This is a genomic window from Corallococcus caeni (assembly GCF_036245865.1).
Lineage (GTDB): Bacteria > Myxococcota > Myxococcia > Myxococcales > Myxococcaceae > Corallococcus > Corallococcus caeni.
On sequence record NZ_BTTW01000001.1, the window covers coordinates 1,904,435 to 1,926,651 of the forward strand.

The 22,217-nt window shown below is 71.1% G+C and carries 17 protein-coding genes; 10 read left to right on the forward strand and 7 right to left on the reverse strand.

Annotation, left to right across the window (positions count from 1 at the left end):
• The first annotated feature begins 22 nt into the window (after positions 1-22).
• From AABA78_RS07595 to AABA78_RS07605, 3 genes are all read left to right on the forward strand, one after another.
• Entirely contained in the window at positions 23-397 is a 375-nt protein-coding gene (locus AABA78_RS07595) for a response regulator (protein ID WP_120560449.1), read from the forward strand.
• Positions 398-412: 15 nt separating this feature from the next.
• Positions 413-1,669 carry a TIGR02266 family protein gene (locus AABA78_RS07600; protein ID WP_338262292.1) on the forward strand — a complete coding sequence of 419 codons (1,257 nt, stop codon included), beginning with the start codon at positions 413-415 and terminating at the stop codon, positions 1,667-1,669.
• A 260-nt stretch (positions 1,670-1,929) separates the two neighbouring features.
• Positions 1,930-3,534 carry a sensor histidine kinase gene (locus tag AABA78_RS07605; protein WP_338262293.1) on the forward strand — a complete coding sequence of 535 codons (1,605 nt, stop codon included), beginning with the start codon at positions 1,930-1,932 and terminating at the stop codon, positions 3,532-3,534.
• Here AABA78_RS07605 and AABA78_RS07610 read toward each other — a convergent pair whose 3' ends face one another.
• Together AABA78_RS07610 and AABA78_RS07615 are read right to left on the reverse strand one after the other, a co-directional pair.
• On the reverse strand, positions 3,535-4,668 hold the full coding sequence (locus AABA78_RS07610; protein ID WP_338262385.1) for a THUMP domain-containing class I SAM-dependent RNA methyltransferase: 1,134 nt from the start codon (positions 4,666-4,668) through the stop codon (positions 3,535-3,537). It abuts the gene before it with no gap.
• Positions 4,668-7,271: a response regulator gene (locus AABA78_RS07615; protein ID WP_338262294.1), complete on the reverse strand. Its 2,604-nt coding sequence runs from the start codon at positions 7,269-7,271 to the stop codon at positions 4,668-4,670. Before AABA78_RS07615 ends, AABA78_RS07610 begins: the two co-directional genes overlap by 1 nt.
• Before the next feature lie 407 nt (positions 7,272-7,678).
• Here AABA78_RS07615 and AABA78_RS07620 point away from each other — a divergent pair, with 407 nt between their 5' ends.
• Entirely contained in the window at positions 7,679-8,686 is a 1,008-nt protein-coding gene (locus tag AABA78_RS07620) for a fatty acid desaturase family protein (protein WP_338262295.1), read from the forward strand.
• Between the two features lie 393 nt (positions 8,687-9,079).
• Positions 9,080-11,245: a glycosyl hydrolase family 18 protein gene (locus AABA78_RS07625; protein ID WP_338262296.1), complete on the forward strand. Its 2,166-nt coding sequence runs from the start codon at positions 9,080-9,082 to the stop codon at positions 11,243-11,245.
• Between the two features lie 77 nt (positions 11,246-11,322).
• Here AABA78_RS07625 and AABA78_RS07630 read toward each other — a convergent pair whose 3' ends face one another.
• Positions 11,323-12,075, reverse strand: a complete 753-nt coding sequence (locus tag AABA78_RS07630) for a lysophospholipid acyltransferase family protein (RefSeq protein WP_338262297.1) — start codon at positions 12,073-12,075, stop codon at positions 11,323-11,325.
• Between the two features lie 243 nt (positions 12,076-12,318).
• Between AABA78_RS07630 and AABA78_RS07635 the strand changes: the two genes are divergently transcribed.
• On the forward strand, positions 12,319-13,212 hold the full coding sequence (locus AABA78_RS07635; protein ID WP_338262298.1) for a ferredoxin reductase domain-containing protein: 894 nt from the start codon (positions 12,319-12,321) through the stop codon (positions 13,210-13,212).
• A gap of 6 nt (positions 13,213-13,218) precedes the next feature.
• On the opposite strand, the gene AABA78_RS07640 is transcribed toward AABA78_RS07635, so the two are convergent.
• The 3 genes from AABA78_RS07640 to AABA78_RS07650 all read right to left on the reverse strand — a co-directional run bounded on the left by AABA78_RS07640 (position 13,219) and on the right by AABA78_RS07650 (position 15,993).
• Positions 13,219-14,076 carry an alpha/beta fold hydrolase gene (locus tag AABA78_RS07640; RefSeq protein WP_338262299.1) on the reverse strand — a complete coding sequence of 286 codons (858 nt, stop codon included), beginning with the start codon at positions 14,074-14,076 and terminating at the stop codon, positions 13,219-13,221.
• A gap of 424 nt (positions 14,077-14,500) precedes the next feature.
• On the reverse strand, positions 14,501-15,319 hold the full coding sequence (locus AABA78_RS07645) for a class I SAM-dependent methyltransferase (protein WP_338262386.1): 819 nt from the start codon (positions 15,317-15,319) through the stop codon (positions 14,501-14,503).
• Between the two features lie 113 nt (positions 15,320-15,432).
• On the reverse strand, positions 15,433-15,993 hold the full coding sequence (locus tag AABA78_RS07650) for a NifU family protein (RefSeq protein WP_120525032.1): 561 nt from the start codon (positions 15,991-15,993) through the stop codon (positions 15,433-15,435).
• A gap of 140 nt (positions 15,994-16,133) precedes the next feature.
• On the opposite strand from AABA78_RS07650, the gene AABA78_RS07655 reads away from it, so the two are divergent.
• The 4 genes from AABA78_RS07655 (at position 16,134) to clpA (ending at position 20,474) form a co-directional block, all read left to right on the forward strand.
• The gene (locus AABA78_RS07655) at positions 16,134-16,574 is read left to right on the forward strand and encodes a hypothetical protein (protein WP_338262300.1); all 441 of its coding nucleotides are present in this window, start codon (positions 16,134-16,136) and stop codon (positions 16,572-16,574) included.
• Between the two features lie 65 nt (positions 16,575-16,639).
• A complete protein-coding gene (locus AABA78_RS07660) occupies positions 16,640-17,800 on the forward strand; it encodes a GNAT family N-acetyltransferase (protein ID WP_338262301.1) in 1,161 nt (386 codons plus the stop codon).
• A gap of 61 nt (positions 17,801-17,861) precedes the next feature.
• The gene (locus AABA78_RS07665; protein ID WP_014399347.1) at positions 17,862-18,188 is read left to right on the forward strand and encodes an ATP-dependent Clp protease adaptor ClpS; all 327 of its coding nucleotides are present in this window, start codon (positions 17,862-17,864) and stop codon (positions 18,186-18,188) included.
• A 3-nt stretch (positions 18,189-18,191) separates the two neighbouring features.
• Positions 18,192-20,474 carry an ATP-dependent Clp protease ATP-binding subunit ClpA gene (gene clpA, locus AABA78_RS07670; RefSeq protein WP_338262302.1) on the forward strand — a complete coding sequence of 761 codons (2,283 nt, stop codon included), beginning with the start codon at positions 18,192-18,194 and terminating at the stop codon, positions 20,472-20,474.
• Positions 20,475-20,552: 78 nt separating this feature from the next.
• On the opposite strand, the gene AABA78_RS07675 is transcribed toward clpA, so the two are convergent.
• Positions 20,553-22,172 carry a methyl-accepting chemotaxis protein gene (locus AABA78_RS07675; protein WP_338262303.1) on the reverse strand — a complete coding sequence of 540 codons (1,620 nt, stop codon included), beginning with the start codon at positions 22,170-22,172 and terminating at the stop codon, positions 20,553-20,555.
• Positions 22,173-22,217 lie beyond the last annotated feature (45 nt).

The following is a 22,217-nucleotide window of genomic DNA, read 5'->3' on the forward strand; positions in this document are numbered from 1 at the left end:
GCGTCTTATGTATCCTCCCGCCATGCCTGGACTACCTACCCTGCTGTTGGTGGATGACGACAGCTTCGTGCGTCGCATCCTCAAGGACGTCATCGCGGACACGGGCATCGACCTGCGGCTGTTGGAGGCCGCGGACGGGGAGGAGGGGCTGGCGCTGGCGGAGAAGGAGCAGCCGGCGGTGATGTTCCTGGACCTCTTCATGCCGAAGAAGAGCGGCCTGGAGGTGCTGGGCGCCATCAAGAGCGTGTCGCCGGACACGCGCGTGCTGGTCATCAGCAGCATGGACGCGGAGCCGGTGGTGGAGCAGGCCATCGCCGCGGGGGCCATGGGCTTCGTGGGCAAGCCCTTCCATCCCCTGGAGATCGCCGCCGCCGTACGCCAGGCGCTCGCGTCCTGATTCCCCGAGGTCCCCGTGTCGTCATCCGCTGTCGGTTACTGGGTGGGAGACTCGCTCGGCCGAGTGCTGGGCCCCCTCCAGCTGCAAGCATTCCGCGACCTCATCGCCTCCGGTCGCCTGAAGACGGCCGTGCGCGCGTCGCGCGACGGAACGAACTGGATCGCGCTCCAGGACCTCCCGGAGGTGCGCGACCTGTTCACCACCGCGGCGCCCACGGCCTCCATCGAGAGCCAGCAGGCCGAGCGCCTGCGCAACCAGCTGCGTGGCCTGCTGCACCTGCCGCCGCACGAGGTGTTCGGGCTCAAGCCGCAGGCGTCGCTCGACGAGTTCCGCCTCGCCTTCTTCCGCATGGCGAAGCGCTTCTCCCCGGAGCACCTGTCGCCGGACCTGCACCCGGAGCTGCGCAAGGTCTCCGTTGAAATCTTCGACTTCCTCTCGCGGCGGATCCGCGAGGCGGAGACGCTCTTCCTCCAGGGCGCGATGCAGCCGCCCGCGCCCCCGCCGCCCCGGCTGGACATGAGCGGCACGCTGCCGCCCGCGCCGCCCGCATCGCCGCTGCCGTTGAGTGGATCCGCCATCCACGCGCGTCCGCCGCCCGTCGTCCCCCCGCAGGCCGCGCGTCCGCCGCCCGTCGTCATCCCGCCGACGCCCGTGCCGGGCACGATGACGCGGCCCGTGGCTGCCTCCATCCCGCCGACGCCGGTGCCGGGCACGATGACGCGCCCCGTGGCCGCCTCCATTCCGCCGACGCCGGTGCCGGGCACGATGACGCGCCCCGTGCCGCCGCCCGCGCCGCCCCGGCCTCCGCCGGTGATGACGCCCACGGCGCGGCCGGTGACGCCGCCCGCGCCCGCGCCGGCTCCCACGCCGCCTCCGCCCGCGCCCGTCCGGCGTCCCGTGGCCGCCCCCGCGCCCTCGTATTCGAGCGCCGAGTTCGTGGGCCTGGAGCGCCGCTCGGACGACCGGCTGCACGCGGACGTGCGGGTGACGATGAAGAACACGGGCATCTTCACCGACCACCGCATCATCAACCTGTCGTCAGGGGGTCTGTTCATCGGAACGGACCGGCCGCTGCGGCTGGGGACGCAGGTGGAGCTGACGCTGCGCTTCGATGATCCGGAGCGGGTGATGACCCTGCGCAGCTCCGTCATCTGGGAGAACTCCCTGGAGGACGGCAAGAACCCCCGGGGCTACGGCTTGCGCCTGAGCGCGTTGCGCGCGGAGGAGCGGGACTTCATCCAGCAGTACGTCCGCCGGACCAAGAAGCCCTGACTAGAGCAACTGGCCCAGGAAGACCGCGCCCATCGCCACGAAGGCCACCCACACGGCCATGACGGACTTCAACTCCAGGTCCCTGCGGTCCAACTCGTTCGCGAAGTTCATGGTGCCTCTCCAGTGATCAACGCCTTCACCCTTCCCTACGGCGCACCCGCGCGGCGATTGCCTCCGCGCCCCGGCCCCGCTCCCCGCACCGGGCATCCGGCCGGGGGAGCGGAGGCCCCCGGGCGGTGGATCACCGGGCCGGTGCGGCGATGAGCGACCTGGACCCGCCCGGCGCGCTGGACGGCCTGCTGCCCGCGCTGCCGGTGCCCCTGTTCGTCATCCGGGGCGACCGCGTGGTGTTCGCCAACACCGCGCTGCGCACGCTGCTGGGCCTGCGCGAGGACGGGCTGCCGTCGCTGCGGGAGCTCACCTCCCGCTTCGAACCGGAGGAGCGCGCGTGGGTGGAACCCCTGCGCGAGGCGCTGGAGCGCGGCGAGCAGCCCGGCCCGGTGCAGCCCGCGTTCGTGCGCATGCGGGGCGCGGACGGACGCCAGCACCTGCTCTCCCCGCTCACCGCGCCGGGACGCGTGCCGGAGGAGCGGCTGGTGCTGCTGCTGGACGCGGAGGGTGGGGACGCGGTGCGCAGGCTGTCCACCATGCTGGTGTCCACCGCGGCGGAGCTCTTGCGCTGCCGTGACGAGGCGCAGGTGCTGGAGCTGGCGGTGGAGGCCGTGCACCGGCAGGGCTTCTACGTCTCCGTGATGCTGCTGGAGGGCGACTTCCTGCGCCACGGGCCCATGCGCCAGGAGCCGGAGAGCCTGGCGGCCGCGGAGCAGCTCTACGGCCAGAGCGTGCACGCGGTGCGCTTCCCCCGCTCCTTGATGCCGCACCTGGCGGAGGTGCTCACCAGCCGCCGGGCGGCGTTCCATCCGGACGCGTTCAGCATGGCGCGGCGGCTGCACACGCCGGAGGTGGCGGACAACATCCAGCGCATCTACCCGCCGGGCTCGCGCGCGCTGGACGCGCCCATCTTCGTGGAGGACGAGCCCTTCGGCGTGCTGGCGGTGCAGTCCACCACGCTGACACCCGCGAACGCGGGGGCGCTGGAGCTGTTCGCGCAGCTCATTGGCAGCGCGCTGGAGAACGTGCGGCACCACCGGGCGGCGGAGGCGCGGCTGGCGGAGGTGTCCCGGCTGCAGAACGAGCTCATCGCCAGCGAGCGGCTGACGGTGCTGGGCGAGGCCGCGGGCGTCGTGGCCCACGAGGTGCGCAACCCCCTGGGCGCCATCCTCAACACGGTGGCGGTGCTCAAGCGCGAACCGCGCCTGGGGCCCGCGGGCGCCTCCGCGGTGGAGATGCTGGAGGAGGAGGCCATCCGGCTGGAGGACATCGTGCGCGACCTGCTGGACACGGTGCGCCCGCTGGAGCCCCGGCCGCGCCCCGTGTCGCTGGGTGAGCTGGTGCACCGCGCGCTGGGGCAGCTGGTCCACGGCCGCGAGGAGCTGCCCGCGCCGCGCGTGCTGTTCGACGAGGCGCCGGACGTGCCGGACCTCCCCGGCGACGAGACGCTGCTCCAACTCGCCGTCACGCACCTGATGCGCAACGCCATCCAGGCCTCGCCGCGCGGGGGCACGGTGCGCGTGGCGGTGCGCCGCGTGCCGGACGGCGTGTCGCTGAGTGTGGAGGACGAGGGCCCGGGCATCGCCGGGTTGGACCCCCAGCGCGTCTTCGAGCCCTTCTTCCTCACGCGCGCCAACGGCCGTGGCCTGGGGCTGGCCATCGTGCGGCGCGTGGTGCTGGCGCACGGGGGCAAGGTGCGCGCGGGCGCCCGGCCCGAGGGCGGCGCCCGCTTCGAGCTGGTGCTGCCGCTGTAGCTACGGCCCCGCCAGCACCAACAGACAGCGCAGGCCGCCGTTCTTCACGTTGAGCTGCCGCGCGCCCTTCAGCCCCAGCGCCGCCACCAGCTTCGGGTCCTCGGGGACGATGAGCGCCTTGCGCCACTCGCGGAACGCGCCGTTCAACGTCGCGCCCAGCGCGCGGTAGAGCTCCGGCAGGTCCTCCGCCTCGCCCACGCGCTTGCCGTAGGGCGGGTTGGCCACCACCAGCCCGGGGGCGTCCGGCGGCGCCTTCAGCGTGCGCAGGTCGTGCCGCTCCAGCGCCAGCGTCACGCCCGCGCGCTTCGCGTTGCGCCGCGCCGTGCCCAGCGCGCCCGCGTTCAGGTCATACCCGCGCATGGGCGCGCGAGGCTCCGGCAGCGCCTCGCCTTCCGCCTCCGTGCGCCGGCGCACCCAGGCCTGCGGGTCGAAGGACGGGAAGGACTGGAACGCGAACGTGCGCAGCAGGCCTGGCGGCCGGCGCTGGGACAGCCACGCGCCCTCCACCAGGAACGTGCCCGAGCCGCACATCGGATCCACCAGCGGCACGTCGCCCGCGTAGCCCGCGAGCCGCAGGATGCCCGCGGCCAGCGTCTCGCGCAGCGGCGCGCGCCCCACCTCCTGCCGGTAGCCGCGCTGGTACAGGGGAGCGCCGGACGTGTCCGCGCTCACCGTCCATCGCTCCCCGTCGCCGCGCACCAACAGCGTGAGCTCCGGCCCGCCGCCCTCCTCGTCCAGGTGTCCCGCCACCGTCATCTCGCGCGGGTTCCACGCCACGGCCGCGGACTCCATCACCACGGCCGGCCCTGGGGCCACGGAGCGGTGCAGCGTCACCGACATCCGCAGCGGCACCTTCCCGTCCCAGACCTCCGCCAGGGGCAGCGCTTCCAGCCCGCTGACCAGCGCGTCCGCGGTGGGCGCCGTGAAGGTGCCCAGGCGCAGGAGCACGCGGCTCGCGGTGCGCAGGTGCAGGTTCGCCGTCTGGTGCAGGCCGGGCGGGCCCTCGCACTCGATGCCGCCCTCCACGCGCCGGAACGGCAGGCCGCGCTCGCGCGCCTCCGCCTCCAGCGCGGGCTCCAACCCGGGCAGCGTGGACACGTAGAGGGTTTCGCCCGTCCGGGCCCGCGCGTCCATCATGCGGGCCGCGCCCTCGCGACGGGGGTGGCGCCCGCGGCGACCTGCTCCAGCGCGCGCTCCATCTGGTTCAGGTCATACGGCTTGGGCAGCAGCACCACGTGCGCCAGCGCCTTGCTGTCCTCCCCCGACACAGCGCGCGAGTCCCCGGATGCGATGATGATGCGCAGGGCCGGGTAGCGCCGCACGACCTCGCGCGCCAGCGCCACGCCGGACATGCCCGGCAGCGTCACATCCGTGAAGAGCAGGTCGAAGGGCTCCTTCGCCAGCGCCTCGCTGGCCGCCTCCGCGCTCGCCACCGCGCGCACGGTGTGCCCGATGTCCGTCATCAGCTCGCTCGCGGACTCGCGGATGTCCGCGTCGTCCTCCACCAATAGGATGCGCAGTGTCCCCTTGCCTTCCGGCTCCGGCGCTGCGGGCACGGGCTCGCGGTACTGCTTCGCCGCCAGCCGCTGCTCGCGGCCCTTCAGCATCGCGCGGATCTTCCGCGCCAGGTCCTCGCGCCGGTACGGCTTGGACAGGAGGCTCACGCCCGGGTCCAACCGGCCGCCGTGCACGATGGCGTTCTCCGTGTAGCCGGACGTGAAGAGCACCTCCAGGTCCGGCAGGAGCGCCTTCGCCTGCCGCGCCAGCTCCGGACTGCGCACCGGCCCCGGCATCACCACGTCCGTGAAGAGCAGGTCCACCGGCAGGCCGCTCTGGATGACCGCGAGCGCGCTCTGGCCGTCGTGCGCCTTGAGCACGCGGTAGCCCAGCTCCGTGAGCACCTCCACCACCGTGGCCCGCACCGCCGCGTCGTCCTCCACCACCAGGATGGTCTCCGTGCCGCCCTCCACCTGCGCCGTGCCCGTCTCCGCCGGCTGCACCGCCGCCTGGAAGGTGCGCGGCAGGTAGATCTTGATGGACGTGCCGTGCCCCAGCTCGCTGTAGATCTTCACGTGGCCGCCGGACTGCTTCACGAAGCCGTACACCATGCTCAACCCCAGGCCCGTGCCGCGCCCCTCCGGTTTCGTGGTGAAGAACGGCTCGAACGCGCGCTCCAGCACCTCCGGCGTCATGCCGGTGCCCGTGTCGGAGATGGCCAGCAGCACGTACTGCCCCGGCTGCACCTCCGGGTGCAGCAGCGCGTAGTGGTCATCCAGCATCGCGTTGCCCGCCTCGATGGTCAGCCTGCCCCGGCCGTCCATGGCGTCGCGCGCGTTGATGGCCAGGTTGAGGATGACGTTCTCCAGCTGGTTGCGGTCCACGGACGTGTTCCACAGCCCGCCCGCGATGACCGTCTCCACCTCCACGTCCTCGCCCAGCGCGCGGCGCAAGAGGTCGTCCATGTCGCGCACCAGCCGGCCCAGGTTGAGCGCCGTGGGCGCCAGCGGCTGCCGCCTCGCGAACGCGAGCAGCTGCGAGGCCAGCCGCGCCCCGCGCTCCACCGCGCCCAGCGCCGTCTCCAGGCGCCGCTGCGTGCGCGTGTCGCCCACCTCGTCGCGCTGGAGCAGCTGGAGGTTTCCGCTCACGACCTGGAGCAGGTTGTTGAAGTCATGCGCCACGCCGCCGGTGAGCTTGCCCACCGCCTCCATCTTCTGCGACTGGAGCAGCGCGGCCTCCGCCTGGCGGCGCTCCGCCTCGCTCGTCTCCAGCGCCCGCGTGCGCTCGCGCACCAGCTCCTCCAGGTGGTCGCGGTGGCGCGCCAGCTCGTCCTCCGCCAGCTTCTGCGCCGTCATGTCGTGGCCCTGGACGAAGATGCCGGAGACGCGGCCATCCACCTCCACCACGGGCTGGTACACGAAGTCCAGGAAGGCATCCACCAGCGGGCCCCCGGGCTCGCGCTGCAGCTGCACCCGCATGTTGTGCCCGACGAAGGGCTCGCCGGTCGTGAGCACCCGGTCCAGCAGCTCGAAGAAGCCCTGCCCGGCCACCTCCGGCAGCGCCTCCCGCACGGGCTTGCCCAGCAGCTCCCGGTGGCCGACGAGCTGGAGGTAGGCGCGGTTGGCCAGCTCGAACACGTGCTCCGGTCCCTTCAGCGAGCACATGAAGCCCGGGGCCTGTTCGAAGATGCGCCGCAGGTGCCGGCGCTCGCCATCCAGGGTGCGGTTGGCCTCCTGGACCGCCTGGGCGCGCGCGAGCACCCCACCCATCAGCTGGTCCCTCCGCGGGCCCTCCTCCAGCGAGGCCTCCGCGTCGCGCACGGCCTGCTTGAGCTGCTGCAGCTCCGTCACGTCCATCGTGTGCTGGAGGATGAAGGCCACCTCGCCCCGCGCATCCAGCAGGGGCGTGTGCGTGGCGCTCCAGTAGCGCTCCTCCACCACGACGCCCTCCCCCGTCTGGCGCGGCACCCGGTAGGGGATGAGCGCCAGCGTGTCCAGCGTCCGCTCCGTCAGCACGCGGACGAACGAGTCGCGCAGCATCCGCACGCTGGAGTTGGCCGGGTCATCCGGGTCGTGCGGGAACACGTCGAAGACGGTGCGCCCGACCAGGTCCTCCAGCCGGCTGGCGGTCACCCGCAGGTAGGCCGCGTTCGCGGTCACGTACCGCAGCTCGCGGTCCAGCAACATGTAGGGATTGGGCGACAGCTCGAAGAGCGTGCGGAAGTCGAAGGGTGCCTGCATCCATTCACCGGGGAGGGTCTGAACCTCGCCGCCTTTCCTGGGGGGCCGCCGCGTGTCGCGGGAAAGGGAAATACCCGCCCAGTGTACGGAGAACACCCCCAACACACCGGTCAAAAGACCCGGGCACCACTTCCTCCCGTGCGCCAGGCCCCCTGCAAGGCGGCCTTGTGGACACCACTCAACACCTGTCTGGCCCGGTCCCCCCTCGGCCTTCCACATCCGTCCTGGCTGTAAGATTGGGCGGGTATTCCAGACCTCCTGTTTCCCATGATATGAGATTATTACCGCCAAGGCGGTGTAATCCCACATGACCGGGGTGTGCGGCAGGGGGTCGCCTTGGATGGGAGGGGAAGCCACCTCCCGGCCTCCGCCAGAGCGCTCGTGCCCGGCAGGAGGTCTGTCGCCAGATGCTCGCCGTTCCAGAACCGTTGTCGCTGGATGACTCGGAAGCGGTCACCTCCCGCGCGTTCGACCGTCGTGCCCTGACGGCGTCGGTGCGGGAGCTGTCGGTGGTGGCCAACGGGCGCGGCCTGTGGGCCGTGGCGCGCCAGTGGCTGATGATCGCGCTGTGCGTGGCGTTCGTGGTGCAGGTGGACCGCTGGTGGGCGTGGGTGCTGGCCGCGGTGGTCATCTCCACGCGGCAGCACGCGCTGCTGAGCCTGGTGCACGAGGCGGCGCACTTCCACCTGCTCACGAATCGCAAGCTCAACGACGTGGTGGCGGACCTGCTGTGCGCGTTCCCCACCAACATCACCACGGAGGGCTACCGCAAGGAGCACGCGGAGCACCACCGCTACGTCAACACGGACAGGGACCCGTACTGGCTCACGGCGCAGCGCGACCACGCGTGGATGTTCCCGCGCACGCGCTGGGGCACGGTGCTGGTGCTGCTGGGGGACATGGTGGGCTTCTTCACCCTCTCCCACCTGCGCATCGTCATCCCCTGGTCCTATACGGGCCGCTCGATGGGCAAGGGCGGCCCGCCCGTCTCCCGCGCCGAGCACATCCGCTACGTGCTCTGGCTCGCGGGCCTCATCACCTTCCTCACGCTGACGGGCGGCTGGCTGTACTACCTGCTGCTGTGGTCGGTGCCGTCGCTGACGCTGATGATGATGGCGTTCCGCATCCGCGCGGTGGTGGAGCACCCCTTCACCCCCGCCAGCCCGGACGAGACGCACGAGACGCGCGACGTGGCGGCCGCCACGTGGTTCGAGCGCTTCTTCATCGCGCCCTTCAACGCGAGCTACCACCTGTCCCATCACCTCTTCCCGTCCGTGCCCTACTACCACCTGCCCGCGCTGCACGAGCGGCTCAAGCAGACGGAGCTGTACCGCCCCGGGGAGAACCATTTCCAGACGTACCTGGGCGGGGAGAAGAGCGCGTGGAACTTCCTCACGTCCTCCGGCCGCAATTGATTGCGTGATACAATGCATGTGAAGGATTGAAGCCGCACGTGTCACAGCGTGGCGGCCTTTCCCCTGGAGGCTCCCTCGTGGCGCCTCCAGGCGTGGGAAGCGCCCGCCCGTCCGCGGTGCCACCAGGCATGTTTCACTCTGAAACCAGACGCCCGCCGCGCCGCTGATACAGCAGCCTGGCGTCCTGGGGACGTGCCGAAATACCCCACCCCATGGCTTGAACACAGACGAACGATCGCGGTGTTTTCGTGCCTGCGATTCGCCAGGTCCCCCTTTGCATGCCCGCCAATCCCGGCGCGGCGACAGGGCGCCCGGGGGACCTCCGCCACGCGCCGCGGGCGGAGGGAGGCAGCACCCCCGGCCCGCCTTTTTCACCTGGCCGTAGGAGAGAACTTGAGAAGGCAGCTCATTGGGTTCCTCGTGGCGTTGGGCGCGATGCACACCGGCTGCGGTGGCGCTCCGGACTTCACCTCCACCGCGGGCGACGACGACTCGCTGGTGACGACCGGCGACGCGCTCGCGAGCGCGTCCACGATGTTCGACGACGCGCTCGGTTCGGGCTGGCAGGACTGGTCCTGGGCGACGCACAGCCTCGGCGCGACGAGCCCCGTGTACGCGGGCACCCGCTCCGTCTCCGCGACCTTCGGCCCCTGGAAGGGCCTGTACTTCCACCACGCGGGCGTGCCCACCACGGGGTACGGCTTCGTGGAGCTGCAGGTGAACGCGGGCGCGACGTCCAACCCCGCCATCGCGCTCTACGCGAGCGTGGGCGGCGTGGCGAAGCCGCCCGTGGCCCTCAACCCCACCTGCGCGGGCGGCACGCTGAAGGCCAACGCGTGGACGCTGTGCCGCATGCCCCTGTCCACGCTGGGCGCGGCGAACGGCACCCTGGACGGGTTGGTGGTGATGGAGAACGCGGGCCGCACGCTGCCCGTGATGTACTTCGACAACGTGCGTCTGGCGGCGAGCACCACCGCCCCTTCCGCCCCCACGGGCCTGAAGGCCACCGGCTCCACGACGGACGTCGCCCTCACCTGGGGCGCGGTGACGGGCGCCACGGGCTACCACGTCTACCGCGCCACGTCGCAGACGGGCACCTACGCGCGGCTCACCTCCTCCGCCCTCACCGCCGCGTCCTACAAGGACACCAGCGCGGCCGTGGGCACCACGTACTGGTACGCCGTCACCGCGCTGAACGCGGCCGGTGAGAGCGCGAAGTCCACGGCGGTGTCCGGCAAGCGGACCTCCTCCACCACCGTGACCGTGAGCGTCACCCCCACCAGCGCGACGCTGGCCCTGGGCGGCGTGCAGACCTTCACCGCGACGGTGACGGGCAGCACCAACACGGCGGTGACGTGGAGCGTCCTGGAAGGCTCCACGGGCGGCACCGTCACCTCCAGCGGCACGTACACCGCGCCCCGCACGGCGGGCACCTACCACGTCGTCGCCACGAGCAGCGCGGACGCGACGAAGAAGGCCACGGCGGACGTGGTGGTGACGGGCCCGGTGGGCACCACCAACAAGTGGGTGTCCGGCTACTACACGGGTTGGAACGCGGATGACTACCCGCCGGAGAAGGTGGACTTCAGCGCGATGACGCACATCATCGTGGGCCGCGTGACGCCGAACGCGGATGGCACGGTGAACGCCATCTTCGACAACTCGAACGGCTCCGCCATGGCGAAGACGCTCTCCACCCGCGCGCACGCCGCGGGGCGCAAGGCCATCATCATGGTGGGCGGCGCGGGCGAGCACGCCGGCTGGGTGGGCGCGGCCACCTCCGTGAACCGGGAGAAGTTCGTCCAGAACCTGCTCAAGGTGATGGACGACCACGGCTACGACGGGCTCGACATCGACTGGGAGCCGGTGGAGGAGGTGGACAAGCCGAACCTGCTCGCGCTGGTGCAGCGGCTGCGTCAGGTGCGTCCCAACATGCTGCTGACGTTCCCCATCGGGTGGATCAACAACAACTTCGCCACGGACGCGTCGCTCAAGTGGTACCCGCAGCTGGCCCAGTACCTGGACCAGGTGAACGTCATGTCCTACGAGATGATTGGCGTCTGGGACGGCTGGGATTCGTGGTTCACGTCCGCGCTCAAGGGCGAGTCCGGCACCCACCCGACGTCCATCGAGTCCAGCCTCAAGGCCTGGGTGGCCGCGGGCATCCCCAAGGAGAAGCTGGGCATGGGCATCCCGTTCTACGGCCTCGCGTGGCGTCACATCACCGGCCCGCGCCAGCCCTTCACCAACTGGTCCGACTACGTGGGCGGGGACAACTCCTTCACGTACAAGAAGATCCTCGCGCTCTCCAAGACGGGCAAGCTCCAGTGGGATGTGGCGGCGCAGGCCAACTACGTCACGTTCGACACGCCGGTGGAGGACGGCACGGTGCGCTGGATCACCTACGACGGTCCGGAGGCCATCCAGGCCAAGGGCCAGTACGCCAAGGCCAACGGCTACGGCGGCACCATCATCTGGACCATCAACCAGGGCTGCATCGACCCCGCGACGGGCTCCAACCCGCTGCTCACCGAGGTCAAGAAGGCGTTCCTCCAGTAACCGGGAGGGCCTGAAGCCAGACGGCCGCGTGGGCACCCGCCCGCGCGGCCGTTTTCATTCACGGGCAACGAGGACCGTCACGACGCGGAAGGCGGCGCGGCGGAGGACGGGGTGACGGGGCCCACCGGGTCCGGCCCTCCGGCGTAGACGCCCTGGTACGCGGGCGGCAGCAGCGCGGCCACCCGGCGCATCATCGCGTCCACCAGCGCCTGGCGCGCGTCGGCGGAGCCGGACACCTCCGGCTCCAGGTCCTCCATGCGGAAGGCGGGCCCGAAGGTGACGGTGACGTCGGCGTGGTAGAGCCGCTCGCCGCCCATGTCGGAGTCGTTGATGGGCATGAGCTTCTCCGTGCCCGTCAGCGCCACCGGCACGATGGGCACCCCCGCGCGCTTGGCGATGAGGCCCACGCCCTTCTTCGCCTGCAACAGGCCGGCGGAGCGGCTGCGCCCCCCTTCCGGGAAGATGAGCACGGACTGGCCGCCCTTGAGCAGCTCCACGCAGCGGCGCAGCGCTTCGATGTCCGGCGAGTTGGGCGTGATGTCGATGGTGTCCATCGTCTCCGCCGCCAGCCGCGTCATCACGGTGCCGTGCAGCTTCACGCCCGCGAGGAAGACGACCCGCCTGGGGCGCAGCGCCCGGTAGAGCGTGAAGCCGTCCGCGTTGGACAGGTGGTTGCAGATGAAGAGGCAGGGGCCGGCCGGCAGGTCCTTCAGGCCGTACACCTTCGCGTGGGACAGCCGGCCCCACACGCCATGCATCAGCGCGCGCACGACGTGGCGGCGGAGCCCGCGAGGCAGCAGCGACATCAGGGCGAAGAGAGCTCGAAGCACGGGCCGGCCCACGTCCTTTCCGGAAAACCCCTGGACCCTAGGGGAGTGATGGCTGGACGTCCTCCTGGAAGATGTAGTCCTGCCCGGCGGGGCGGGTCAGCGGTCCTCTGGGAGCGCCGGGCCGCCCGCCTGCCCTTCCGTCATCCAGCCAACGATGCGCCTGCCCCCAGGTCCCGGCGCGAGGCCCGGAAGCCAGCGCGCCGGTCCGCGCGGCCCCGCACCCCGCGTGTTATGGGAAGGCGCATGAGCGCCGAAGCCACGCCCTCCCGAGCGAAGCGGCCCGTCGAGTACGAGGCCACCGTCACCGAAGTGCGGTGGGAGACGCACGACACGGCGACGCTGCTGCTGGAGCTGGGCCCGGGGGCGGGGCCGCTCGACTACAAGGCGGGCCAGTTCCTCAACATCGACCCGCACCAGTTCCGGGCGCTCGCCCACCAGTGCGCGTACCTCCAGGAGCAGAAGAGGCGCAAGGAGCCGCCGCGCTCGTACTCGCTCGCCTCCGCGCCGCACGAGCGGCACGTGGCCATCACGGTGAAGGACGAGGAGTTCATCCCGGGCGTCACGCGCTACCCGCCGCTGTTGTCCCCGCTGCTGGTGCACGGCCGGCTGGTGGGGGCGAAGCTGAAGGTGACGGGCTTCATGGGGCCGTACGTGCTGCCGGACGACGTGACGGAGCGGACGGACCACGTGCTGCACGTGGTGGCGGGCTCCGGCGCGGTGCCGAACTTCGCCATCGTGAAGGACGCGCTGCACCGGGGGCTGAAGCTGCGGCACACGTTCCTCGCGTCCAACAAGACCTGGGGCGACATCCTCTACCGCGAGGAGCTGGCCGCGCTGGAGCGCGCCGCGCCGGACCGCGTGCGGGTGGTGCACACGCTCACGCGTGAGACGGACGAGACGAAGTACGGCCCCCAGGTGCGCAAGGGCCGCGTCGCGGAGGCGCTGTTGCACGAGCTGCTTCCGGACCGCGACACCTGCCTCGTGTACGTGTGCGGGCCCGCCATCACCCCGTGGGACCGGCGCAAGGCGCTGGAGACGCGCACGCCCGCCACGCCGCGCTTCATGGAGGCGGTGCTCGGCCACCTGCACGAGCTGGGCATCCCGGACAAGCGCATCAAGCGCGAGGCCTACGGCTGACAGGCCTCAGTGCGCGGACGCGGGGACGTCCACGGGCGGCAGCTGCTCCAGGAACGTCAGCACGCGGTCGGCCGTCTCGCGCGGCTTCTCCATCGGGAACAGGTGCGAGGCGAGCGGCAGCGTGTCCACCCGCGCGCGCTGCATCTCACCCTCCGCTCGCGCCAGCGCGTCGGGCAGGAGCGTGTCGGAGCGCTCGCCGCGCAGCACCAGCGTGGGCGCCGCGTTGGCGCGGATGAGCGTCCACGGGTCGGCGGGGAACGTCTCGAAGATGCGGGCCTCCCACTCGCGCGGGAAGCGCAGCCGGAAGTCCCCCGCCTCCGTGGGCACCAGGCCGTGCGTGATGTAGTCGCTGAAGCAGTCCGCGTCCCAGTCCTTGAACAGCTTGCGCTGGCGGTACGCCGTGGCCGCCTCCTCGCGCGTGGCCCAGCGGTCCCGCCGCCGCAGCGCGCCCCGCACGATGGCGGTGCGGTCCATGCGGCCCAGCAGCTTCATCAGGCGCAGCGCCCACAGCCGGGGCCCGGTGACGAGCACCGGATCCAACGCCACCACCGCGCGGAACAGCCCCGGGTTCGCGGCGGACGCCATCAGCGTGCTCGTGCCGCCCACGCTGTGTCCCACGCCCAGCACGCCGGAGCGCCCCCGCGCCTTCAGCTCGCGCGCCAGGTCCTCGCCCAGCTCCTGCCAGGTCGTGAGCGCCTTCGGGTCCTGGTCCGGCATCAGCGGCCGCGTGCGCAGGGACACCACGTGGTAGCGCGTCGCGAGCCGCGCGAAGAGCTTCCGGTACGTCTCCGGAGGGAAACCGTTCGCGCAGGCGAAGTGCAGGAGCGGTCCGCTCCCGCCCCAGTCATCCAGCTCCAAGGCCATGCCCCTTCCCATCGACCCTCCCCACCGCGTCACGGTGGAGGCACTTCACGGCGCGCCCCGCGCTCCTCCGGTGCCATGACGGCCACCGGAGCCGGCCCCACTCCGGGACGAGCCTCCGCGCCCTGCATTCAGACACCGCGCCCACCGCCCCGGGTTCCCGCGCCGCACGAGACCTCCGGCAGCGACGTCATCCTGACGGGGGCCCCTGACGTGCCCACGTCCTCCGACACCCGCGGCGGCCCTCCTTCAAGGGAATCAGCCACCTGGAGTGTCGTCCCGTGCGCGGCCCACGGCGGCCCGTCATGTAACGCCTGCCCGGCCGCCTTGCACGGCCGGGGTCGCCCTCCCCGGGATGGAGGGCACGCGGCCCCCACCCGTGAGGTCGCCTGCCCCGCCCTCCGGTCCAGGGACGGCCCGCTTGCGTTCAGGGCTCTGGCGGCGCCGCGTCCGGCGTGGGCTGGGCGTCCGAAGCGGGCTCGGACGGCTCCGGCGCTTCCTCGCCACCCACGTCCGAGCCACCCGCGCCCGCGGGCGTGATGCCCAGCAGCCGCGTCAGCCGGGGCTGCACGCCCGTCTCCGCCAGCAGCGCCTGGAGCTGGAGCCGCGCGCGCCGGTTGTCCCGGTGCACCCGACGCCCGAGGATGAGCTCGTTCTTCAACGAGTGCTCCCACCCGGTCAGCTCCGTCACCGTCACCTGGTAGCCGAACGCCTCCAGCGTCAGCGCGCGGATGACGTTCGTCAGGTGCGAGCCGAACTCGCGCCGGTGCCACGGGTGCTGGAAGAGCAGCGACATGGAGCCGGCCGGCTTCGCCTTCTTCTCCTTCAGCTGCGCGGCCACCTCCGCCTGGCAGCACGGCACCACCGCCACGTGGTCCGCGCCGTGCTTGATGGCCGCCACCAGCGCGTCGTCCGTGGCCGTGTCGCACGCGTGCAGCGCCATCAGCACGTGGATGCGCTCCGGGTACTCCGCCGCGTCGATGTGCGCCGTCTGGAAGCGCATCCGGTCGAAGTGCAGCCGCTCGGCGCGGCCCTTCGCGCGCTCCGTCAGGTCCGGCCGCCCTTCGATGGACAGCAGCTCACCGCCCGCCGCGTCCTTGAGGAACAGCTCGTAGACGACGAAGCCCAGGTACGCGTTGCCGCTGCCCGCGTCCACCACCAGCGGGTTCGCGTGGCGCGCCTGCACGTCCTCCATCGCGGGGCGCAAGAGGCCCACCAGGTGGTTCACCTGCTTGAGCTTGCGCAGCGCGTCCGCGTTGAGGTGTCCCTCGCGCGTGAGCAGGTGCAGCTCACGCAGGAGCGCCTGGGACTGGTCCGGCAAGAGCTCCTTGCGGACCTGCGGCGCCTTGACGTTCCGCCTCAGACGGACACCACTTCGGTGACCTCCGGGATCATCTCCCGGAGCCGGCCCTCGATGCCCATCTTCAGCGTCGCCGTGGACGACGGGCAGCCCGCGCACGAACCCTTCATGTGCAGGTACACGATGCCGTCCTCGAAGCGGTCCAGCGTGATGTCACCGCCGTCCTGCGCCACGGCCGGGCGGATCTCCTCGTCCAGGATGAACTGGATGCGCTGCTCCACCGTGCCGTCCGCGCTCGTCGCCTGACGCGCCGCCGCGACCGCCGCCTCGTCCACCACCGGCAGGCCTTCCGACAGGTGCGTGTCCAGCGTGGACATCACGGAGTCGTTGAGCTCGTCCCACTCGCCGGACTCGCCCTTCGTCACGGTGACGAAGTTCGTGCCCAGCATCACCGCCGTCACGCCCTGGATGTCCATGAGCCGGAGCGCCAGGGGCGACTTGGCCTGCGCTTCGTCCCGGTTGGTGAAGTTCACCGCGCCACCGCCCAGCAGCTTGCGGTCCACCACGTACTTCAACGTGCTGGGGTTGGGGGTCCACTCGAGCTGGATGTTCACTGACATGTGTTCTCCCTACGAAAGTCCGCTTCCTCTAAAGGGCGCCGGGCCCCATAGCAACCTGTCCGGCTGTCAGGCAAACGCCCCGCGTGATTCATTCACTCCGGATGGAGCCCGGCCCGTCACCGATGTAAGACAGGGCCCCTATGCCCTTCCCTCCGCGTCTCGCCCACCTCGCCACCAAGGCCGTGGTGGTGGCCAAGCTGGGCCCCACCTACGCGGACGCCCACCGCATTGACTCCGAGGAGGCCGCCCAGCGCCTGTCCACCGCCCTCTCCGGGCGCCTCCTGACCTCCCTGCTGGAGGCCACCTGGACGCAGATGCTCGGGAGCACGAAACGTCTCAAGGAAGAGGGCCTCCTGGAGAAGGTGGCCGCCACCCTGAGCGACCGGCCGCAGCGGCCGGGCAAGGTCGCCAACGTGACGGCCGGCTGGAGCGCCTTCCTCATCCTGGTGGACCTGGAGGTAGGCACCGCCAGCGACGCTGCCCGGCGCGTCATGGAGTCCGACGAGGGCCGCAAGCGGGCCGCCGCGGGCCTCACGGAGGTGGCCGGGTTCCTGGCCCAGGAGCTCACGCGCGGGAAGTAGACGGCGCCCTGGCCGCCGTGGCGGCAGCCGCCACCCGCCGTTATAGGCTGGCGCTCGCCACGTCCATGTCCGCCCCGCTCCCCACCACGCTGCGCCTGCTCCAGTCCATCACCGACGTTCCGGCGTCGGCGTGGGACGCGCTCGTGGACCCGGCGTCGGTGCCCTTCCTGGAGTGGGGCTTCCTCGCCGCCCTGGAGGAGAGCGGCAGCGTGGTGCCCGAGCGCGGCTGGCACCCGCGTCACCTCACCCTGTGGCGGGGCGCGCGCCTCATCGCCGCCGCGCCCGCGTACCTCAAGGACGACAGCCACGGCGAGTTCGTCTTCGACGCCGCCTGGGCCACCCTCGCCGAGCGCGCGGGCCTGCGCTACTACCCCAAGCTCGTCCTCGGCGTGCCCTTCACCCCCGCCACCGGCCGCCGCGTGCTGGTGGCCCCCGGCGAGGACGCCCCGGCCCGCGAGATGGAGCTGTACTCCGCCGCGCTGGAGTACGCGCGCGCGGAGGGGCTCTCCAGCGTCCACGTCCTCTTCCCCACCCTGGAGGAGCTGCCGGTGCTGGAGGCGCAGGGCTATGCCTTGCGCCTGGGCGTGCAGTACATGTGGCGCAACGCGGGCTACCGGACGTTCGAGGACTTCCTCGGCCGCTTCCGCTCCAAGCGGCGGCACCAGATTCAGCGTGAGCGACAGGCATTGGAAGCCCAGGACATCACCGTGCGCACCCTCCGCGGCGACGCGCTGGAGGAGGTGGACGCGGCCCGCGCCCACCGGCTCTACGTCTCCACGGTGGACCGCTACCCGTGGGGCGTGCGCTCCCTGACCGAGGACTTCTTCGCCCGGCTGCTCGCCGGCTTCCGGCACCGGTGCGAGTTCGTGGAGGCCCGCCGGGAAGGCCGCGCGGTGGCCGGCGCGTTCAACTTCACCGGGCCGCGCACGCTGTACGGCCGTTATTGGGGAGCGCTGGAGGAACATCCGTTCCTGCACTTCAACGTGTGCCTCTACCACCCGGTGGAGGACTGCATCGCGCAAGGCCGCGAGCGCTTCGAGCCGGGGGCGGGCGGCGAGCACAAGCTCACCCGGGGTTTCGAGCCGCACCTCACGTACAGTGCGCATCTGTTCCTCCACCCCGGCCTGGACCGGGCGGTGCGCGGCTTCCTGGCGCACGAGCGGGCAGCCGTCGAAAGCGGCCTGCCGCTGTGGTGGGCGGAGACGGGTTTCAAGGAGCGGGTCTGAGGGGTTTCAAGCAGGCCCGCCAAAGGGAAAGCGCAGCGAAGGCAAGGGAGTCCGCAAGCCCATGGCTCAGAAGCACCAACACGATGACGGCCAGGTCGTCACGGAGGCCGTCCCCAAGCAGAAGTTGAAGAGGCCGACGCTCTACAAGGTCCTCCTGCACAACGACAACTACACCACGCGCGAGTTCGTGGTGGCCGTGCTCAAGGAGATCTTCCACAAGTCGGAGACGGATGCCGTGCAGATCATGATGCACGTTCATTACAACGGCATCGGTGTGGCGGGCGTTTATACCTACGACGTCGCCGAGACGAAGCTCAAGACAGTGGAGGCCGCGGCGAGGGACAACGGGTTCCCCCTGCGGCTGTCCATGGAACCCGAGGAAGGCTGAACCGTGGCGGGACCATCGATTGCCAAAGAATTGCAGGCCAGCTTCCGCACCGCGCTCGACGAGGCGCGGAAGATGCGTCACGAGTACCTGACCCTGGAGCACCTGCTCCTGGCCCTCACCCGTGAGTCGCGCACCCGCGAGGTGCTCAAGGGCTGCGGCGCGAACGTCAAGCGCCTGCAGGAGAACCTGACCTCCTTCCTGGAGGAGACGGTCGAGCGGCTGCCCGACGACGTGGACGCCGAGCCCCAGCAGACCATCGGCGTGGAGCGCGTGCTCCACCGCGCCGCCATGCACGCGCTGTCCGCGGAGCAGAAGTACATCGACGGGGGCGACGTGCTGGTCGCCATGTTCCGTGAAGAGGAGAGCCACGCGCTCTACCTCCTGCAGCAGGAGGGCGTCACCCGCCTGGACCTGCTCAACTTCATCTCCCACGGCGTCAGCAAGGACGGCGAGTCCGAGGGCGAGTCCCGCCCCACGCCCGCCGGGGACGACGAGGACGGCGAGTCGCAGAAGAAGAGCCCGCTGGAAGCGTACGCCGTGCAGCTCAACGTGGAGGCCAAGGCGGGCCGCATCGACCCGCTCATCGGCCGCGACAAGGAGCTGGAGCGCACCATCCAGGTGCTCTGCCGCCGCCGCAAGAACAACCCGCTCTACGTGGGTGAGGCCGGCGTGGGCAAGACGGCCATCGCGGAAGGCCTGGCGCTCCACATCACTGAGGGCCGCGTGCCCGAGGCGCTGAAGAACGCGGTCGTCTACTCGCTGGATATGGGCGCGCTGCTCGCGGGCACCAAGTTCCGCGGCCAGTTCGAGGAGCGCCTCAAGGGCGTGCTCAAGGCGCTCCAGGAGCTGCCGGACGCCATCCTCTTCATCGACGAGATCCACACCATCGTCGGCGCCGGCGCCACGAGCGGCGGCTCCATGGACGCGTCCAACCTGCTCAAGCCCGCGCTGGCGTCGGGCCGGCTGCGCTGCATCGGGTCCACGACGTTCCAGGAGTTCAAGGCGTCCTTCGAGCGCGACCGCGCGCTGTCCCGCCGCTTCCAGAAGATTGAAGTGGACGAGCCCAGCGTGGAGGACACCGTCAAGGTGCTGGAGGGCCTGCGCAGCCGCTACGAGGAGCACCACCACGTGAAGTACGGCGAGGGTGCGCTCCAGGCGGCGGCGGAGCTGGCGGCCAAGCACATCAACGACCGGTTCCTGCCGGACAAGGCCATCGACGTCATCGACGAGGCCGGCGCCGCGGAGCGGCTCAAGCCGGAGGGCGTGCGCACGGGCGTCGTCTCCGCGCACGACGTGGAGCAGGTCGTCTCCAAGATGGCCAAGATTCCGGCCAAGAGCGTGTCCGCGAGCGAAGGCGTCCAGATTCAAAACCTGGACAAGGAGCTCAAGGGCGTCATCTACGGGCAGGACAAGGCCATTGAAGAGATGGTGGGCGCCATCAAGCTGTCGCGCTCCGGCCTGCGCGCGCCGGAGAAGCCCATTGGCAGCTTCCTCTTCTCCGGCCCCACGGGCGTGGGCAAGACGGAGCTGGCGAAGCAGCTGGCGCAGAGCCTGGGCGTGGAGTTCCTGCGCTTCGACATGAGCGAGTACTCCGAGAAGCACACGGTGAGCCGCCTCATCGGCGCGCCTCCGGGCTACGTGGGCTTCGACCAGGGCGGCCTGCTCACGGACGCCGTGCGCAAGCACCCGTACGCGGTGCTGGTGCTGGACGAGATTGAGAAGGCCCACCCGGACCTCTTCAACATCCTGCTCCAGGTGATGGACCACGCGACGCTCACGGACAACAACGGCCGCAAGGCGGACTTCCGCAACATCATCCTCATCCTGACCACCAACGCGGGTGCGCAGGAGATGAGCACCAAGGCCATGGGCTTCGGTGACACCCGCGTGGTGGTGGACGGCTCGCGGGCGAAGAAGGCCATCGAGCGCACCTTCACGCCGGAGTTCCGCAACCGGCTGGACGGCTGGATTTTGTTCTCCGGCCTGCCCCCCGAGGTCATCCTCAAGGTCGTGGACAAGGAAGTGCGCCTGCTCCAGAAGGTGCTCGACGAGAAGAAGGTCACCCTGTCGCTCACGCCCGCCGCCCGCGCGTGGCTGGCCGAGCACGGGTACGATCCGGCCTTCGGCGCGCGCCCCATGGCGCGGCTCGTGGACAACACCCTCAAGAAGCCGCTCGCGGAGGCGCTGCTGTTCGGCTCCCTCAAGAGCGGGGGCGTGGCCCGCTTCGACGTCGTGGACGACGCGCTGAAGCTCCAGGCCGAGTCCACCGAGGCCGTGCCGGCGTAAAGCACCGCGGTACGGCACCGGCTTGAAACACCCGAGGCCCCGGGCCCCCTTCATGGGGACTCGGGGCCTTCGTGTTTCCTACTTCAGCGTGATCTCGACCTTGTACGCGCCCACGGCGCTGGAGAGCTGCTCGGAGATGATTTGAAGCGTGGTGGCCGCCTCGCCCGTGGAGCCGATGCGGGCCACGGTGTCGTCCATCATCCTGGACAGGTCATTCACCGCCAGGGTGATTTGATTGATGCCCACGTTCTGCTGGTTCACCGCGGCGGCGATCTGCCGGACGGCGGCGGCGTTGTCCTGGACGATGGAGGACAGCTCGCGCAGGTTCTGCCCGCTGTTGCGCACCTGCGCCAGGCCCGCCTCCATCCGCTCCGCGCCGCGCTCGGTGATGCGCACTGCGGCGGTGACGGAGGCGGCGATGTCGTCCAGGAGCTCCCGCACCCGCGTGGTCGCCTGGATGGACTGGTCCGCCAGCGCGCGGATCTCCCGCGCCACCACGCTGAAGCCCTTGCCGTGCTCACCGGAGCGCACCGCTTCGATGGCCGCGTTGAGCGCGAGCATGTTGGACTGGTCCGCCAGGTCCTTCACCGTCTGGGTGATGCCGCCAATCTGGCGCGTGCGCTCCCCCAGTTCGAGAATCTTGTCGGCGATCTCCCCCACCTGCGCGCGGATGTCGTTGAGGCCCGCCATCGTCTGCTCGATGGAGGCCTCGCCCGCACGGGCCAGGGTGTCCGCGCGCTCGGCGACGCTGAGCACGCTCTCCGCCTTCTGCGCGGCCAGCGTGGAGGTCTGCTTGATCTCCTGCGCCGTCACCTGCGTCTCCTGGAGCGCGGCGGCCTGGCGGGAGATGGTCTGCGCCTGTTCCGTGGAGGACGCGTTGAGGTGGTCCGTGGACTGGGTGAGCGCGACGGCGGCGTGCTGGAGGTTGAGCGTCACCTCGCGCAGCTTGCCCACCATCTGCGAGAAGGAGTTGGACAGCCGCCCCACCTCGTCGTTGCCCCGCGCCTGGATGGGGCGGGTGAGGTCGCCGGACGCCACGATGTGGCCCGCCACGGACGTGAGCTCCGCCAGGGGCCGCACGATGCTCCGGCCGAACAGCGCGGCCAGCACCACGCCGCACGCCTCCAGCAGGAACGCGAACCCCAGCATCCGCCAGCGCAGCCCCTCCACCTTCGCGTCGATGAACTCGCGCGCCATGCCCACGTGCACGGTGCCCAGCCGCCCCTTCTCCGCCACGGCCGCCGCCACGTCCAGGGCGCGCAGCGTCTTGCCGCCGCGCGCCAGCCGGACCTCCGGCACCACGCGGGTGCGGCCCTGGCCCACGGCGGGCTGCGCGTCGAGCGCGGCCTTCAGGCCCTCCGGGAAGGCCCCCTGGAAGGAGTGCACCAGCACGTAGCCGGTGGGGTCCTGGATGAAGATGTAGGCCAGGTCCTCGCGCTCGCGGAACGTCTCCAAGAGCGGCTGGAGCGAGCCCATGCCCGCGGACACGCCCTGCTCCGCCGCGATGGCCAGGCTCAGCGCCACGGCCTCGCCCTCGCTGGCGTGGCGCTCCTCCAGGTTGGTGGCCAGCTGGCGGGTGGCGATGAAGGTGAGGATGAGGGCCACGGAGGCGCTGACGACCGCCGTGACGAGCACGAACTTCTGCGCGAGCCCGAGCCCACGCAGGAAGGAGACAGGGAGCGCGGCGGAGGGCTTCAAGGGGACACTCCCGGGGTGACGTCCTCAGGCGGCCGACCGTTGGCC